A 15,414-nucleotide genomic window follows, 5' to 3' on the forward strand; every position below is an offset into this window, starting at 1 on the left:
TCTAATAACTTATGGTAAATCGGCGGCAATGAGCCTGCAGTTTCATTATTATTGAGGCTGGCAACAAAATCGACAGTCGACTGGCCCCAGTAAGTTTCATTAGGCAATGGGATCTGGGCATCCTGTGGGCAAACTTTGACGGCCGATTCGACGCAAACATTAAATAGTGCCGGATTGTTGTCTGTCAGCGCCATAATTGATTGCTTTAGTAACTGGTGGCCATTAGGGTTGGGGTGATAACTTTCACTAAAACCCGGTAAAACAAACTTGGCCCGGCCGCCAAAACTCAGCCAGCCGTTATTAAGTCTAAAAGCCGGTGTGTTGGTAATAGATAAACCGTTGACAACCATGTCTTGATCATCCACCCCGCTACATAGGTTAAATCCACCAAAAGCACTTTCTGTGTCCAGATAGTAAACACCTGCTCTTGCAGCGGCGAATTTAATGATTTGATTAAGATATTTAGCGGTTTGGTAAGCAAACTCTCTTTCAGCTGAATCTAGGTGGACATTAAGTCCACAAGCACCCGCGGGCTGAATAATTTGGGGATAGCCAACTACGTAGATTTTAGTTTGGGCGTCGGTTTTAACCACCAATTGTTTGTAGGCGTTGGTTAAAGTCTTAAACAAATTGGCGATTTCTTTAGCAACGTTAGCCCGTTTTTCTGGGTTGTCGGCGTAATCGCAAGTTGTTGGTAGTAGGCAATTAATGAGTTTGTCTTTAAAGCCTAGGTCGTTGCCGCCGATTGATATAGTTACAAATTGTGGGGAGAATTTTAATAGTTCTAGCTGAGGAACAACACCTGGTAGCCATTCTCCTAAAGAATTAACGGGTGGTAATTCATTATTTTGTCTTATATTAAGCACGTGTACAGTTTCTGCTCCACTACAGGCCACTGAGTGGAATTCTTCAAAACCTAAGGCTAGGTCCAGTAGGTACGGGTAACTCCGGCGGCTAAGGTGGCACTTGTTCTCCGGCTCATCGGTGCCTAGTTCGTACCAACTGTCGTCTAAGTCTCCTTCGCCCGAGGCAAATGAATCGCCCATAGCGATATAAGTTGAGCTGTTATCGATTATTTGATGACCATTTAAAGTCAGTTGCACCTTTCTAAAATAGATCTCGTTGTTGGCGTTGGTCTGTTTTACGTAAAGCTCCAAATGATAGTCATCGAGAAACTTGATCCGCTCAACACCATTATTTGGTCCGAATTGATCAATCAGATACTGGCTGATGTCTCTTTCGTCGCAATCTACCGGTCCATTAATCGTCGATGGCACTGAGCCACATATAGACAGATCGTAAATCAGCGTAGCTTCATTAATGTAATGCGCGGCGACAAATTGGCCACTATTACTCACAGCGCCAGTCAGTGGTTTGGTCGAAAGACCAAACGGCAAAGGCTCGGTCGAATCCAAATTGACTCTAATTAAGCTTTTGTTTGGCGAGAACGCTATTGCCCATAAACTGTTGGTTGAGGTTTTGAGGAAGTTCGAATCGATATTAACGAGGTTGCCAGCTTGATCTTGGACAATCTGTGAACCGGAGGGCGCATAGGTCATAAACCAGTTGTTCTCAGTCCGAACCAGTGATTGGTTAATAAAATCTCGATAAACGTGCAGGTGCTTTTTGGGGAAGAAGCCGCCTTTAATCTCTAGCAACTTGTTAGAGTTTGGCACCGGAAGATAAACCGTGTTGCCGCGCGACATCCGGCCGGCGTATTTTTCTCCGTTCTCGTGAAGGTAGCGGCCGGCGGCTATACCGTAGTTCGTGATTACGGCGCAGGCCTCGGGTTGCTCGTTATACTGGACGGCTTGGCCGATCGGCTTGACTTTAAAGTTAAAGGTATAGTCCAGGCAATGGCCGCCGGTTGGGCTGGCAGCGGGCGCGCTCTGGCCAGCCGGCAATACTTCATCATGGTGGACTAACAAGCCAGTAATCCAAGACGGGGAAGTGGCGGTGTCGGCCTTGGTTTGAGCCGGCGCCCTTAATAGCGAGGCTAGAAAGCCGATCGTCACTAGCAAACAGACGAACATTCTGAGTAGTTGCTGTAATCCGGACATGGCGAAAAAAAATATTTAAATTAACGCATAACGTATCAGTTATTTGACTAACTTTCAAGTAAATAATTATTAATATAAGCGTTTTATTAAACACTAGTGTTATTAACCCATAGACAAGTTCTGCAGAACTTGTCTATGGGTTTTAAATGAGTTAGATTGTGGTCTATGAATAAACTCAACCTAGACTGGCTAACTGTCGTTGTAAAAGGCGGCGCTAATCGACACCGCCTGCGAATTATGCTCAGTCTAATTGAAAACCCCGATCAGTCAGTTACCGATTTAGCTGACGAGCTCAAAATTAACTTTAGAACGGCCAGCGAACACACCCGAAAGCTCAGCCAGGCTGGCCTAATCTCTAAAAAATATCAATCAAGCTTTATGACCCATCATATAACGCCGCTAGGCCGTAAGTTCATTAAGACCCTATCGGCCCTATAGATATAGGGCTCAGTCTTCGGATTTTTCCGTTGCGTCGGGTCCCGCGGTAGAGTCGTTACTGGTTGGCTTGATGACTACATGACGGTCGCGGCCTTCGCCGTCAGACTCGCTTTCTACCCCGCCGTAATCTGATACGGTTTTATGCACCACCCGCCGATCAGCTGCGTTCATCGGGCTTAAGGGCATGGCCTGCCCGCTAGTCTTAACTTCCTCGATCCACTGCTCCGCTTGGCGAGCCAGTCGTTCACGACGGTGGCGTTTGTAATCGGCCACGTCAACGTTAACCCGATTTAAATCAAACTCCTGGTTCTTGAGCGCCGAAGACACCAAGAACTGGATCGAGCGCAGGGTCTCGCCTCGTTGTCCGATCAAAAAACCGTTGAGGTGGGTTGAGGGTATGGACAACTCAATCACCTCGTCCTCATGGCTAGCTTGGACGTCGACATTCAATCCAAAAAAGGTGAGTAAGTCCTCTAGATACTGTTTGGCGTAGGTTATTGGATCACCCATCATTTTTTAGACCTTTTTGACTTTGGTTTGGCCACCACCTGCTGTTCCATTTCCTCGACGTCGGTCGATAAGACCCGACGCTGTTGAATTAAAGCCACGGCACTGCCGCTGGCCCAATACAGCGCCAGGGCGCCGGGCACCGAACTAGCAAAGATAAAAGTCAACAACGGGAATAGATAGCGAGCGTTACGGCCGACAGCGGCATTTATCTCCGCTTGATCGGCTCGCTGGCCGCCAGCTTCAGATTTGAGTATCTGCCGCAAGCTGCGGGCATCGTCTGATTTGGGCATCAACTGGCGGGACTGGTAAAACTGCAGAAGCCCAGCTAGGGCAGCCAGTGATAAAACGGGCCAGTAAGTACCGAGCTCGCCGAAGCCGCTGCGAGTAAGATCAACCAAGCTAAACAGCCGCTCATCGAAGTTTGAGATATCCAGTTTGACATCTTTCAGCCAACCGATGTTTTGCACCCAGCCGTAGGTCAGATCGATTATGGTGTCCTTGTTCTCCGCCAGCCGTCGCAGCCCCTGGAAGAGCCCAATCAGTATGGGCAGTTGGACAAACAAAATGCCGATCGAGCCAAATGGATTGACACCTCGCTCTTTATACAACTCCATTAAAAGCTGGGCTTCGCGCTGCTTGTCACCCTTGGTTTTGCTCTTGATTTTTTTTATGTCGGGCTGGAGGCCGCGCATGATGCGGGTCTGGTGCAGCTGCTTTTTTAGCAACGGCCAAAGCGCTAGGCGAATTACAATCGTAAAAATAATGACGCTCAGGCCAAAATCATGGCCAGGAATAATGGCGTAAATAAACGCCAATAGATTAAATATCGGTTGTACGATTAGCGTTTCAAACATAGCTCACATAATCATAACACGCTAAACACCCCTGTCAGTCGGCATTTTTGGCGGGTTTTAGACCAGCTTTAGCGAGCGAGTCTGCCACTAAGCGCTCCAGCTCGGCTTGCTCGACTTTAGCTAGGTCAGACGAGAAGACCGAAACGATTAGATCGTGGCCATTGGTGGGTTCAGGCCAGAGTTTTGCCATGGTAGAAAATAGCCGGCGCCGGATACGATTGCGGGCCGGAGCGGATTTGGCCGTTTTCTTGCTGACGATTACCGCCAGTCGATTGTGCTTAGTGTCATTTGGTAGGAACCGGACAGACAGCGGACCCGCGCGGACACTGCGGCCGCGGCGATAGACGACTGCCAGATCACGCCTGTCACTCAAGCGATGGCGGCGGTTGATCATAGTTGTTCAAGCGCTCAGCTTTGAGCGTTGCTTGAGCCGCCGCGACTTGATAACTTTTCGGCCGGTACCCGACAACATCCTAGCCCGCCAGCCGTGCACACGCTGTCGTTTTCTGGTCTTGGGTTGATGGGTCCTTTTGGGCATAACTTGGCAATCCTACCCTAATTATAGATAAATGTAAAAACCTCCCGGCCGACTGGTTTGCATCTTCAGCCGTTCTAGTAGCTGGTCGCCTTGCTGCTAAGCCGGACTAATTGTTTATTAACGTTAATTTTCCACAAAGAGTTTTGTCGTGTCCACAACTTTCCAGATGGGCCAACGAACTGTGCACAACTATCAATCTGAAGGAGCGGCTTTTTGTGACAATCCCGGTTGCGGTTGTGGAAAAACCTAAATCTCGTTATGGTAGTTAGGTAGCTTTTAACTCAAGGGGTGTTAGGTAGACCATGGACGAACGCCTATGGCAGTCGGTGCTGGGTGAAATTGAGATCAGTGTTTCACGAGCTAGTTTTGCCACGTGGTTTAAGAACACCGCCCTAATAGAAAACGATGCGGGTAAGCTGACTATCGGTGTCCCTAACATCTTTGCTAAACAACAGTTGGAGTCCAAATTTAAGGACCTGGTGGTTGACAGTTTAAAAACCAAGTTGCCAGAGTTTAAGGCCATTGAATTTACAATCCACTCAAGTGCGAATGGCGGGGGAAACAACCGCCAACAACCGACCGCCCAACTCGACATCCGTCCGCGATCCAGCCCAGCAAGTTCTGGACCGGCTGGACAGCCCCCCAGCGGCATGAATACCCGGTATACGTTTGACAGTTTCATCGTCGGGTCGAACAACGAGCTGGCTTATGCGGCTTGTCAGGCAATAGTCCAAAACCCTGGTGTCAAGTACAACCCTTTGTTTGTTTATGGTGGTGTCGGACTGGGTAAGACCCACCTTATCCAAGCAGTCGGTAATGCCTTGCTTGAGAAAAACCCTAAAGCTGCGGTGGTATATATTACATCCGAGACCTTTGTTAATGAATTCCTCGACAGCATCCGGTTTAAGAAAAAGGGATTCGCCGACCGGTACCGCTCAGTCGACGTACTGATAGTGGACGATATGCAGTTCATCGCCGGTAAAGAAAAAACCCAAGAAGAGTTTTTCCATACGTTTAACGCGCTGCACCAAAGTAACAAGCAAATTATCATCAGCAGCGACAAGCCACCAAAGAGCGTTCCGACCCTAACCGACCGGCTGCGCTCACGGTTTGAATGGGGTATGACGGTCGATATCCAGCAGCCGGATTTTGAAACCCGCTGCGCAATTTTGCAAATCAAGGCATCCCATCACGGCTTTGATTTGCCACGAGACACCGTCGAATATTTGGCGACCCACGTCCAAACTAACGTCCGGGAGCTAGAGGGCGCGCTTAATCAGCTTATTGCCTACTGCGAGATGCGCGGACTAGAACCCGACACCGATACCGCGGTGGCTCTGCTCAACAGCACTAAACTACGGCCAAAACACATTACCGCCAAAGGCGTAGTGGAACGTACGGCCAAACACTTCCAGCTGCCGATTGAGGAAATCACCGGGCCCAAGCGTGACAAAGACATCGTGGTACCGCGGCAAGTGGCAATGTATTTGCTTAGAAGCGAGTTACACCTAAGCTTCCCAAAAATCGCGCATGAGTTGGGCCGAAAAGACCATACCACTGCTATTCACTCGATCGATAAAATTGAAAAAGCTATTCGCTTCGACCCGTTGATTCGCGATCATGTTAATAATATTAAGGAGCGGCTTTATGCGTAAAAGTTGTGCGTTTGGCGCGCCTTCTAGGTGGACAGGCCTGGGATTAGTTGGGTTCTTATCCACAACGGCAGGCCACACTGTTATAAAAACGCAACTCCGCTCGCCGATTAACAACAGGCTGGTGTTGTTTTTGGGCGCGTTTTGCATCGGTTTTAAACAGTTTGGCGGCCTTAGTCCGTTACTGTTGCGCCGGCTTATTTACACAGTTTCCCCAGCGTCTACTACGACTTATACGAAGTTATTAAATAAGGAGGTATTAGTATGAAGGTTGCGCTGAAGCAAGAAAAGCTGGCACAAGCATTGTTGTTAGTAGGCCGAGTCGCAACCAGCCGAGCCGCTCTGCCGGTGCTGGCAAACGTTTTAATCAAGGTTGACTCAAAGCAGACTGTCCTAACGACTACTAATTTGGAGATTGCAATAACGCAAACAATCGGTGGCAAAGTCGGCCAACCCGGAGCGATTACAGTCCCCGCCCGCCTGTTTAATGACTACATTAACTCTTTGCCGGAGGAGCTAGTAGAGTTAGCCGGTGAAAACCAGAAGCTACATGTTAAAAGCGGTGAATATACGTCAACCATAAACGGGATGCCAGCCGAGGAGTTTCCGGAGTTACCAAGCATGGGTAAAAGCCAAAAGTTCAGCGTTGATGCGCAAGAGCTAAAAAACGCCATCCAGCAAACCATCTTCAGCGCCTCAAGCGACGAAACCCGACCAGTGTTGACCGGCGGTTATATTCACACCCACGAGAATAAAATTTATATGGTTTCAACCGACAGCTATCGATTGGCACAAAAACAGCTTAGTGGCAAGCCCAGCGGAGAGTTCAGGTTAATTATTCCGGCAAATGCGCTCGGCGACGTAGTGCGAATTATTGGCGACGGCCAGGGTACGGTAATGGTTATCTACGATGATACCCAAATCCAGTTTGACTACGACCAAAGCACGCTAATAACCAAGCAAATCGAAGGCCAGTTTCCAGAGTACCGACAGTTGATCAGCCCAGACAGCGAAGCGAGCTTTACGATTAAAAAAGCTGAATTTCTAAACCTCGCAAAAGTAGCCAGCTTGTTCGCCCGGGAGAGCGCTGGTAGTGTTACGCTGGAAGTTAGCCAAGGGGAGATAAGTATTAATTCCGTGGCGTCCCAAGTTGGAGAGAATACATCCAAGGCTAAGGCCAAGACAGAGGGTGAAGGCAAGGTGACACTTAACTCAAGATATCTAATTGAAGCACTCAACGCGACCGAAGGCGAGGCGGTAAGGTTCCGCTTTAGCGGCAAGGTCAGCCCGTGTGTATTAACACCGGCAGAAAATGACGAAACTACCCATATCATCATGCCGCTTAAGAGCTAGGGCTTATACTAGGCGCCATGATAATAACTGGGGTTGGGCTTAATAACTTCCGGTCCTATAAGGAGCAAGTATTCGAACTGGAAGCAGGGGTAAACATTGTGGTTGGCCCCAATGCTAGCGGCAAAACCAACCTCCTTGAGAGCATCTATCTCGGCTGCCAGGGCAAGTCATTTCGCGGGACGACCGACAAACTAATCCAGCACAAAAAGCCGTGGTCCCGAGTTGAGCTGACAACCGATAAAGGCAGCCGGGTAATCAAGCTGCGACGAGACCAACCGCCCAAAAAAGAATTCGTGCTTGATGGTCTGACCAAGCGCCGTCTTACCCTAGACGACAAAATACCAGTCGTTTTGTTTACTCCCGACGATTTACGTCTGGTTAACGGATCGCCGGAGCGAAGGCGCCGGTTTTTAGACGATCTGGTGTCTAAATTAGAGCCAGAAGCGACCTCGGTACTATCGCAGTACCAACGAGCGTTGCTGCAGCGGAATAACCTGCTTAAGTACCCTAATCCTGACCCGGACGAACTGTTTGTTTGGGCCGTACGATTGAGCGAGTTAGGGGGCAAGATTGTCGAGTGGCGCCTGCAGCTTATACAAAAACTGAACCAAAAAGCCGGTAAGATATACTCGCTCATAGCTGGCGCTAAGCAGACAGTTAAATTCAGTTACGACAGTAATCTAAGTCCGCCTAAGTCCTACCAAACTAAACTTAGTTCGCACCTCCAAGGCCAGCGTGATATTCATCTGGGGTTTACTTCCTGTGGGCCTCACCGGGACGACTTAAGAATCGAACTTGGTAACAGTCTTAGCAGCGACAGTTCCTCGCGGGGCGAAGTTAGGAGCTTGGTGCTAGTTAGCAAGCTGATTGAAATCCAGCTGCTGGAAAGCCGCAGCGGACAAAAGCCAATATTATTATTCGACGATGTTTTTAGCGAGCTCGACGGTGCCCGGCGTAGGCGGTTGTCGGAACAGGTCTTGGAACATCAAACAATAATAACTACAACTGACGCTGATGCAGTTGTAGCACATTTTTTGAAAAGAGCTAATGTGATTCCGATAACTTACTATTCAAAGTGACGTATTAGGTTGCTATCATCTTCAAACTCTTGTTCGCTGGGTAGATTGACGTCGATATTAAACTTAGTCGAGTCTATACCATTTTCTTCCAGCAGAGCTAACGCGGCGGCTTCAACCTTTCCTTCGGGTTTTTTAGTAATGTTAACGAGTAGACTACTATCAGATATTTTGATAATACTAAAGCCGTTTCCGGAATATGGTAAATCTGACAGGAAATCACTGGTAGCTGGTAATAGGTTGACGGTAAATTCTTTAGTCAATTCATTAATCAGCTCATCCGATCTGCTGGTCAGATTGCTAATCGTTATCGTATAAGTCTGCTCATCATTGAGCAGCAAGTTACTCAAGTTGATAGTCAATTTGTTTTCTAAAATACCGTAAATATATTTCACATTTTGGTCAACAACAACGCTGAACACATCGCTTTGGACCAACGGCATTTCGCGATTAAACTCAAAAGTAAAAGTTGTAGCGAACTGATTAGTTGAAACTTCAGCTTGAGGGCTCACCGAAATGAGCTGGAAAGGCTCCTCGCGTGTACTGGAAGAGATTATGAGGATTATTAGCGGGATGACTACCACAATGATAGCAAGAGCAAAGGCCAAAGCGCGATTGCGCAAAATCAATTCTAGTAGTTGGTTATTGTTAGGTTCCATCAATTGACCAGTGCCAGATCTCGGTTCTTAGTTGATATAAGCCGTACCGGCCAGCGTTGGCCGTTAGCCATTCCCACGTTGCGTTGCCCGGTGCCTGACAAAAGCTTCGTCCGTCAATTATTATCTCATGCGGGCAAGAGACTGGGATACTGCTCATATCGACCGCAAAACCCATTTGGTGGTTAGAATAACCCGGTCGTGCGGTGGGTATTCGGCAAGAACTGGCCGGTGCATTATAAATATCCGGGCAGCCGTTTCTTATGCGCGCATCTATCTGGCCCTGCATGGTCCTGAAACCCCCACCACGCAATGAAATTCCACTAGCCGACGCTGACTGGGCCATCTGATAATAAACTCCGGAAATTTGCGAATTCACCCAAGGGCCGGCACTGCCGTCGGGCAGTGCAATTTGGCATATCCTAATCCTGTATCTGGACCCATCATCATAACCATCAACGAGCTGCTCTCCAAGTATCTGCCCCTGGCATGGTACCTCTGTTGTATCTCCTTTAATTATTTCAAGATCGAGATCACCCCCACCGCAAGTTACACCGGTGCTGCCGCTAGTCCCTGCCAGATCCTCATACACATCTTCAGCTGGGCTTATGCGATAGCGGAAGGCTTGTTCGTAACTAATCTTACCCTCCGCGTAGTCAATTGAGAGTTGGTTAGCTTCATAGTAACGAGCAAACGCAACAGCCGCATCTTCCACGGTTTGCGTGGCTGTAAGCATCTCAAAAGCATTTGCTCGTGAACCACCTGTTACTCCTGGTGCAGGTGGCTGACCTGTCATCTCAAACATAATAAAATCCAGCTGTAAATCTAATGTCAGAGGGTCCTTATTCAGGGCCTCGGCATAACGAAGCAGAGTTTGCCACCGTTCACTAAAGGTCCACTGGGCAATACCCCTACCCTTTTGGCCGGACGGATCGTTAGGATCTTCAACAAAATCGCCGCCTTGCCTGATACGCGGGTCTAAAGTACCAGCCGATTCAACGAGTAGGTTGCCAATAATACCTGCAGCTTGCTCTTGGGAGAAACCGTGAGTTATGAAATAATTCCAGACAACTTCTAGATTATTACCGCCAGCTACAATACCGTCGACGCCGCAAATCTCATCATCGGCGTCATAAAATACATGATTTCTTAATATCGCCTCTCTGTCATTGTCGTTGATCGCTATCACGTTGGTCGGTATAAAAAAACTAAACCAAATGATCATAATGATGGACAGGTATCGATATAAGCGGCCGATCAAAGTTAAAGTCCCCCATCATCGGCATCGGTGAAGAGCGAGGCCATAGAATTCATTACCTGAGCGTCGAGCAAACAGAGGTTATAGATTGACTGCGCGTAGTCGTCGTACTCCTTTAATTCGGTTTCGGTCGTAAGCAGCTTTTCTAGCGCGCTGTGGGTGGCATTCCAAAAAGCGTCTTGATCCGTCAGCAGCTCCCAGCTTAACGGAACAAGTTGACCTGCTTCGGCAACAGAGGCACCAGCGGCTCTTAATACCTGGTGGACGTTGGAACAATTTTGCGGAGTAACGTCGGCCGGATCCATTTCCAAAACGCTTTCAGGAAAGGCATATTGGGTTGTACCGGCAAATTCGGTCGGCGTTTCGACCGACTGGGCATAAACCGGCCGCCAAACAGAGGCGGCGACATTGCCGTAGGCGGAGGCTATTAGCTTAGCCGGGCTAAGCAGTGAAGCGATTCCACTTAGCGTGCTTTGATAAGAAGTTGGAGAAATGGCGATAAGCCTGGCGATTAGTGAGCGCGGGTTATCCAGGGCAAAAATCCGTCCCGTTAGATCGGAGGAGTCTTGACGTTCTTGATCAAACCGAGTGGCCAACTGCTCAACGTATGCCCGATCTTCTTCGGTAGCGGCCCTTGCACCGGCAAAGCGGAGAGTGTTTTCCGCCGTGATGATCGAGCCAGCCGCCAGGATGTTTGTTAATTCGCCGCCCTGTTGAGTACCGTCAACTATCGGCGAACCGCCAAAGAACGCTAGTACGCGTTCCGTTATCCAGCCAACTGCCCACTCTATGCCAGCTTGGGCGCCAGGTATAAGACTTAAGACAAAGTTAATCACACCGCCGGCGATAGTATTAAAAAGGTCTATCACTGCTTCTACTAAGTCTCCAAAAATGGGAATACTTATTATGAAGCCATACGTTGACGCAATAGGTTGTATTAATATGCCAACACTGTTGTTGTAGGTGGCCTCGATGGTTTTTGCATACTTTGTGGCATCGGCCTTTTGATCGTCGCAAAAGTACTGGTAGGTTGGCTTGTTCTTGATTTTTTCCTCGGCTTCTATTCTGGCTTGATCGAGCTCGCACCAATCGGCTTTTTTGGCTTGGTCAATCGGCCTTTTTTCTATCAGGACTTGATGAGCCTCACTGGCCTCAAAACCCTCCAAGGATTCATAGGCGGCCGTCAGTTCCTCGCCGCTGACGTCCTCACCGGATATAATTTGATCCGACATGATTTTAAACTGAGTATAAACAGCGGTGTATTGGGCGGCCCGAGCGACAGTTATCATCTTGCTAAAAGTACCTTTTAAGAAATTGTTATGTATTGACACCAAGACATCGAGCGTGTCAGCTAGATTGATTACACCGAGTAGTTTAGAAGCTATTTTGGCTACAAGAACTTTACGCGGGCTGCTTGGTGTATCAGGACTAGTGCCAGCATTTTTGGCAGCATTATCGATTTCTTCCTGGATTTCTTTTTGTAAGGGGCGGTTGTCCGAGTCACCACCTGGCACACAGTTGGTGGTCCGAGTATCGCTGCAGGCCTGATCGCCGAAGTCTTCACCCACAACTGATCCGTCAAGGTTGAGGTTGAGGCTGTCATTCTTAGGGTTAACGGGGTCGGACGAATTAGAGCACCTTGAGTTGCTGAATAAGCAGCCAATAAACAGACCGCTGCGCAAGCTAGTCTTGATACCTTCCCAGAGTTTTATCCGGAAATTGCGTCGATGAACTTCCAGTTTCTCCCGGGTTCCCTCAAAGAATCGCCAACGTCTGACACCGTTCATATTTTGGAGATTGCGCCTGACATTGTGGCGTTTAATAACCTGAAACCACCGGGTATTGTCGTTGACAGTTTCCTTAATTGCTCGACGGGCGGCTTTGTCGCTGTCAAACAATTCGTCTGTAAAACCCTCAATGTTATTGGCGGTAATCTCTCCCGCTCGGAACTCTCTTGCCGTGATTTCGCCAAAATCATCGCCGACGGTAATCCGGGCTAGTTGAGGCCGGCCGTCGGGCCCCGCCCGCGTTTCAAAAAAAGTGCCGTGATCATTGAACACTCTGGCCTCGAAGTCGCTAGTCCTAAGAGTCCGGTACCAATCAGTCAGGGGCCGGTCGGTATCAACGCTCCTTGCCCGGAACCATTCACTTGTACCTGGTTTATCAAACTCCATCAAACGAGCTCGCAAGTAAGCGATTTTATATTTGTCCGACCGACGGTCAAAAATCGAGTTCATGTTCACGTTGGTTACGTCGTCAAGGTTCTCAAAAATAAAGCTAAATTTCAGCGGCAACAGCGAGGTAATAATGAGTCCAAATCCCCCGACTACCAGTCCGACCACAGAGCTTATCAGGGCATAGCGCTTCCAACTCTTCCGAAGGCTCAAGCGCTTTTTGGCCTTTGGCTGGGGGGACTGGCTGTAGAAACCTTGTTCTAACCCGGCTAGGCCGGACGATGCAGTTTTGCCGCTGGTAGTCTGGTCTGCCGCGGCGTCTTCTTTATTTTGCAGATCCGGTTCCTTCGCCGTGTTGGCATAATTTTCCGGCGCGGTCTTGTCATTGAACTTCTGGTCGTAGTCGTCCTGGATGGGGTTGGGGTCGGTGTCGGGCGGCTGATCAGTCTTGGTTGCCATTTATTAAATCTCCATCACTTGCGGCTGGTCGGTTTGATTCGGCTGTGTTACTGCCGTTTCAGGCTCATTTATTTGCGACAGTTGCTCAATAGCTTTTAATTGCTTCGGGTCGGTTGAGATAAGCGAGGTCTCGGTGGCGCTGGCGATAACCTGGATATGGACATGATTTTGACCGGCAAACAGTAGCCCCTGTCCGACCGGAAACTGCGCCAGGCGCTTCTTTTCTTCGCTGGTCAGTTTGAAGGTATCGGCCAGAACGTCGACGGCTGAAGTCGATTGTTTGAGCAGGATTTGCATCGAGCTGTTGGCCACCACCGCCCGGCCCATCTTGGAGCTCATGAAGTCTTCGACGTCTTGGCTAATAGCGGTTAACCCCAAATTATATTTTCTGGCCCGTTTGGCTAAGGAGAATAAGAAATTGGCCGAATCCTCATATTTCATCAGCTGCCAGGCCTCGTCAACCACCAGCATGCGTTTTTGGCGGTCGGTCTTGGTTTTGTTCCAAATGTAATTAAGCACGATATACATGGCTACCGGTCTGAGCTCGTCCTCCAGATCGCGGATATTAAACACTACTAAGCTGTTGTTGATGTCAACGTTGCTTTGCTGCGAAAAGACACCGGCAAACGTACCGCTGGTGTATTTTCTCAGGCGTTGGGCTAGTTGCGGGCCGGTGCCGCCCATGTGCAGCAGGGTTTCATACAAGTCGTTGATCGTCGGCGGCGGAGTGCGGTGGGTCAACGGGTCATTGGTGATACCGGCTTTAGCGTACGTTTCGATTAAGGCTTGGTCTAGATCGGCTTCCTCGACCGGACTGAGCGCCGGCATGGCCACGCCGCCGCTGGCGGCCGCGGCCGCTTGAGCTTGGGCGCCGCCCATCATCAATCTGAGCAAGCCGTGCAAACTGATCAAATTGGCGCGAAGCGCGTTGTCGGCGTCTTCCTTTTCAACTACTTGGGGCAGATCGAATGGGTTAATCCGGGTGGGTGAGCTAAGACTCAGCCGGACGTAAGAGCCGCCGACGGCGTCCGACATCCGTTGATACTCGTTTTCCGGATCGATAATAATAACCTCGGTGCCAAACATCATGGAGCGCAGAGCCTCCAGCTTGACCGCAAACGATTTACCGGCACCCGATTTGGCAAAAACCACCAAGTTGGCGTTTTCCAGCCGAAAACGGTCAAATATGACCAAGCCGGAATTGTGCATATTGACACCATAAAGAATACCGTCCTCGTCCGTTAAGTCGGCCGAGGTAAAAGGAAAGCTGGTAGACAGCGCGCCGGTCGACATATTGCGACGAATTTGCAATTGATCCAAGGCCTGAGGGATAGTGGAATTAAAACCTTGCTCCATTTGGACTGTGGCCGGTTTGGAATAAACCAACTGCTGGCCCAGGATGGTTTCAATCTTGTGTTCGACAAAATCAAGCTCCTCTAGGCTGCCGGCATAAATCGTAAAGTAAAAACCGAACCTAAAGAAACGTTCCTCGCCAATTTGCAACTTGTCCCTTAGCTCTTCGGCATCCTGAATAGCGGCCTGCAGACCGACATCTCTAACCCGGCCCTTTTCGGCGTTAATCTGGATACCGGCTTCCAGCTGCCCGACCTTTTTCTTGAGGTTTTGGAGCACGACTTGGCTTTCCACCGGGTAGACAAACATGGAAATATCTATTTCTTCATCGACATTGATAATCGGTGACAGCCAGCCGGTGTAAATTTGCCGGGGGTAACCATAGACGTAGAATGTTCGGGCGTAGCGCGTACCGATTCTAAAATGGCCGGATTCGAGCTCGATTGAACTCGGCGCGATGAAGTCTCTAAGAGCCGTAACGCCTTTTCTAAACTCTTGTTCGACCTCAGTTTGCTCTCGGGCACGCTGATATGCGGCCAAATCAATCGGATCATGTTGAGGTTGTTTATTACCAAAAAGGGCCACTAGACAACCTCAACAGTATTTAGGAAATAGTATTTGGGAATAAGGAAAGAAGTCATTTTTTATCGCCCCAGCTTCTGGCTGTTTTAATTAAACCGGATATCAACTTTTGGGTATCTTCAACTTGTTTAACTAACTTTGTAAAATCCGAAGTGTTAATGTATCCTACATCTCTCGCGATGACTAACTGGTTCTCAACTTCGGTCAATGAACTAATAGCTATAGTGTAAAACTGAACCTTATCTCCACGTGTATTGCGCGAAAAACCCTCGGCGACATTCGATGTAACTGATACGATGGCGCGTCTCAATTGACTTGTCAGGCCGTAATCTTCTGACCTCGGAAAGCTGGATGTTACTTTGTAAATATCTAGTAACAATTGATGGCCTGCTTGCCAGGCTCGCAGGTCGGTGAACTTCTTGATCTTGCTAATTGTTGGACTTTCCATTTC

Annotated in this window: 14 protein-coding genes; 4 read left to right on the forward strand and 10 right to left on the reverse strand. The window is 48.8% G+C overall.

Features of this window, described 5'->3' with window-relative positions; all coding sequences use genetic code 11:
- A partial coding sequence (locus VGA08_02445; GenBank protein ID HEX9679457.1) for an SGNH/GDSL hydrolase family protein occupies positions 1 to 2,060 on the reverse strand: 2,060 nt, incomplete at its 3' end.
- 165 nt (positions 2,061 to 2,225) lie between these two features.
- Here VGA08_02445 and VGA08_02450 point away from each other — a divergent pair.
- Positions 2,226 to 2,498, forward strand: a complete 273-nt coding sequence (locus VGA08_02450; protein ID HEX9679458.1) for an ArsR family transcriptional regulator — start codon at positions 2,226 to 2,228, stop codon at positions 2,496 to 2,498.
- Positions 2,499 to 2,507: 9 nt separating this feature from the next.
- On the opposite strand, the gene VGA08_02455 is transcribed toward VGA08_02450, so the two are convergent.
- Genes VGA08_02455 through rpmH form a run of 4 tightly spaced genes read right to left on the reverse strand, consistent with a single transcriptional unit; the run spans position 2,508 to position 4,400 of the window.
- Positions 2,508 to 3,011, reverse strand: a complete 504-nt coding sequence (locus tag VGA08_02455; GenBank protein ID HEX9679459.1) for a R3H domain-containing nucleic acid-binding protein — start codon at positions 3,009 to 3,011, stop codon at positions 2,508 to 2,510.
- Positions 3,008 to 3,862 carry a YidC/Oxa1 family membrane protein insertase gene (locus VGA08_02460; protein HEX9679460.1) on the reverse strand — a complete coding sequence of 285 codons (855 nt, stop codon included), beginning with the start codon at positions 3,860 to 3,862 and terminating at the stop codon, positions 3,008 to 3,010. The genes VGA08_02455 and VGA08_02460 overlap by 4 nt, the downstream gene beginning before the upstream one ends.
- 34 nt (positions 3,863 to 3,896) lie before the next feature.
- Positions 3,897 to 4,256 carry a ribonuclease P protein component gene (rnpA, locus tag VGA08_02465; GenBank protein ID HEX9679461.1) on the reverse strand — a complete coding sequence of 120 codons (360 nt, stop codon included), beginning with the start codon at positions 4,254 to 4,256 and terminating at the stop codon, positions 3,897 to 3,899.
- A 6-nt stretch (positions 4,257 to 4,262) separates the two neighbouring features.
- Positions 4,263 to 4,400, reverse strand: a complete 138-nt coding sequence (rpmH, locus tag VGA08_02470; GenBank protein HEX9679462.1) for a 50S ribosomal protein L34 — start codon at positions 4,398 to 4,400, stop codon at positions 4,263 to 4,265.
- Positions 4,401 to 4,702: 302 nt separating this feature from the next.
- Between rpmH and dnaA the strand changes: the two genes are divergently transcribed.
- The 3 genes from dnaA to VGA08_02485 all read left to right on the forward strand — a co-directional run bounded on the left by dnaA (position 4,703) and on the right by VGA08_02485 (position 8,484).
- Positions 4,703 to 6,055, forward strand: coding sequence for a chromosomal replication initiator protein DnaA (gene dnaA, locus VGA08_02475; protein HEX9679463.1), 1,353 nt, complete (start codon positions 4,703 to 4,705; stop codon positions 6,053 to 6,055).
- Between the two features lie 261 nt (positions 6,056 to 6,316).
- Positions 6,317 to 7,405: a DNA polymerase III subunit beta gene (dnaN, locus tag VGA08_02480; GenBank protein HEX9679464.1), complete on the forward strand. Its 1,089-nt coding sequence runs from the start codon at positions 6,317 to 6,319 to the stop codon at positions 7,403 to 7,405.
- 17 nt (positions 7,406 to 7,422) lie between these two features.
- Positions 7,423 to 8,484 (forward strand): DNA replication/repair protein RecF, encoded by a 1,062-nt coding sequence (locus VGA08_02485; protein ID HEX9679465.1) that lies wholly within the window; start codon positions 7,423 to 7,425, stop codon positions 8,482 to 8,484.
- On the opposite strand, the gene VGA08_02490 is transcribed toward VGA08_02485, so the two are convergent.
- Genes VGA08_02490 through VGA08_02510 form a run of 5 tightly spaced genes read right to left on the reverse strand, consistent with a single transcriptional unit; the run spans position 8,472 to position 15,411 of the window.
- Positions 8,472 to 9,140, reverse strand: coding sequence for a hypothetical protein (locus tag VGA08_02490; GenBank protein ID HEX9679466.1), 669 nt, complete (start codon positions 9,138 to 9,140; stop codon positions 8,472 to 8,474). The genes VGA08_02485 and VGA08_02490 overlap by 13 nt on opposite strands.
- Positions 9,130 to 10,362, reverse strand: a complete 1,233-nt coding sequence (locus VGA08_02495) for a phage tail tip lysozyme (GenBank protein HEX9679467.1) — start codon at positions 10,360 to 10,362, stop codon at positions 9,130 to 9,132. The genes VGA08_02490 and VGA08_02495 overlap by 11 nt, the downstream gene beginning before the upstream one ends.
- A gap of 38 nt (positions 10,363 to 10,400) precedes the next feature.
- The gene (locus tag VGA08_02500) at positions 10,401 to 13,028 is read right to left on the reverse strand and encodes a hypothetical protein (GenBank protein HEX9679468.1); all 2,628 of its coding nucleotides are present in this window, start codon (positions 13,026 to 13,028) and stop codon (positions 10,401 to 10,403) included.
- 3 nt (positions 13,029 to 13,031) lie between these two features.
- Positions 13,032 to 14,966, reverse strand: coding sequence for a DUF87 domain-containing protein (locus VGA08_02505; protein HEX9679469.1), 1,935 nt, complete (start codon positions 14,964 to 14,966; stop codon positions 13,032 to 13,034).
- Positions 14,967 to 15,018: 52 nt separating this feature from the next.
- Positions 15,019 to 15,411 carry a four helix bundle protein gene (locus tag VGA08_02510; GenBank protein HEX9679470.1) on the reverse strand — a complete coding sequence of 131 codons (393 nt, stop codon included), beginning with the start codon at positions 15,409 to 15,411 and terminating at the stop codon, positions 15,019 to 15,021.
- Between the last annotated feature and the right edge of the window lie 3 nt (positions 15,412 to 15,414).

The organism is Candidatus Saccharimonadales bacterium (assembly GCA_036397795.1).
In the GTDB taxonomy this organism is placed as follows: domain Bacteria; phylum Patescibacteriota; class Saccharimonadia; order Saccharimonadales; family DASWIF01; genus DASWIF01.

Coding starts and splice junctions, on each gene's coding strand:
- VGA08_02450 (HEX9679458.1), top strand. CDS start 2,226: ATGAATAAACTCAACCTAGACTGGCTAACTGTCGTTGTAAAAGGCGGC.
- VGA08_02455 (HEX9679459.1), bottom strand. CDS start 3,011: ATGATGGGTGATCCAATAACCTACGCCAAACAGTATCTAGAGGACTTA.
- VGA08_02460 (HEX9679460.1), bottom strand. CDS start 3,862: ATGTTTGAAACGCTAATCGTACAACCGATATTTAATCTATTGGCGTTT.
- rnpA (HEX9679461.1), bottom strand. CDS start 4,256: ATGATCAACCGCCGCCATCGCTTGAGTGACAGGCGTGATCTGGCAGTC.
- rpmH (HEX9679462.1), bottom strand. CDS start 4,400: ATGCCCAAAAGGACCCATCAACCCAAGACCAGAAAACGACAGCGTGTG.
- dnaA (HEX9679463.1), top strand. CDS start 4,703: ATGGACGAACGCCTATGGCAGTCGGTGCTGGGTGAAATTGAGATCAGT.
- dnaN (HEX9679464.1), top strand. CDS start 6,317: ATGAAGGTTGCGCTGAAGCAAGAAAAGCTGGCACAAGCATTGTTGTTA.
- VGA08_02485 (HEX9679465.1), top strand. CDS start 7,423: ATGATAATAACTGGGGTTGGGCTTAATAACTTCCGGTCCTATAAGGAG.
- VGA08_02490 (HEX9679466.1), bottom strand. CDS start 9,140: ATGGAACCTAACAATAACCAACTACTAGAATTGATTTTGCGCAATCGC.
- VGA08_02495 (HEX9679467.1), bottom strand. CDS start 10,362: ATGATCATTTGGTTTAGTTTTTTTATACCGACCAACGTGATAGCGATC.
- VGA08_02500 (HEX9679468.1), bottom strand. CDS start 13,028: ATGGCAACCAAGACTGATCAGCCGCCCGACACCGACCCCAACCCCATC.
- VGA08_02510 (HEX9679470.1), bottom strand. CDS start 15,411: ATGGAAAGTCCAACAATTAGCAAGATCAAGAAGTTCACCGACCTGCGA.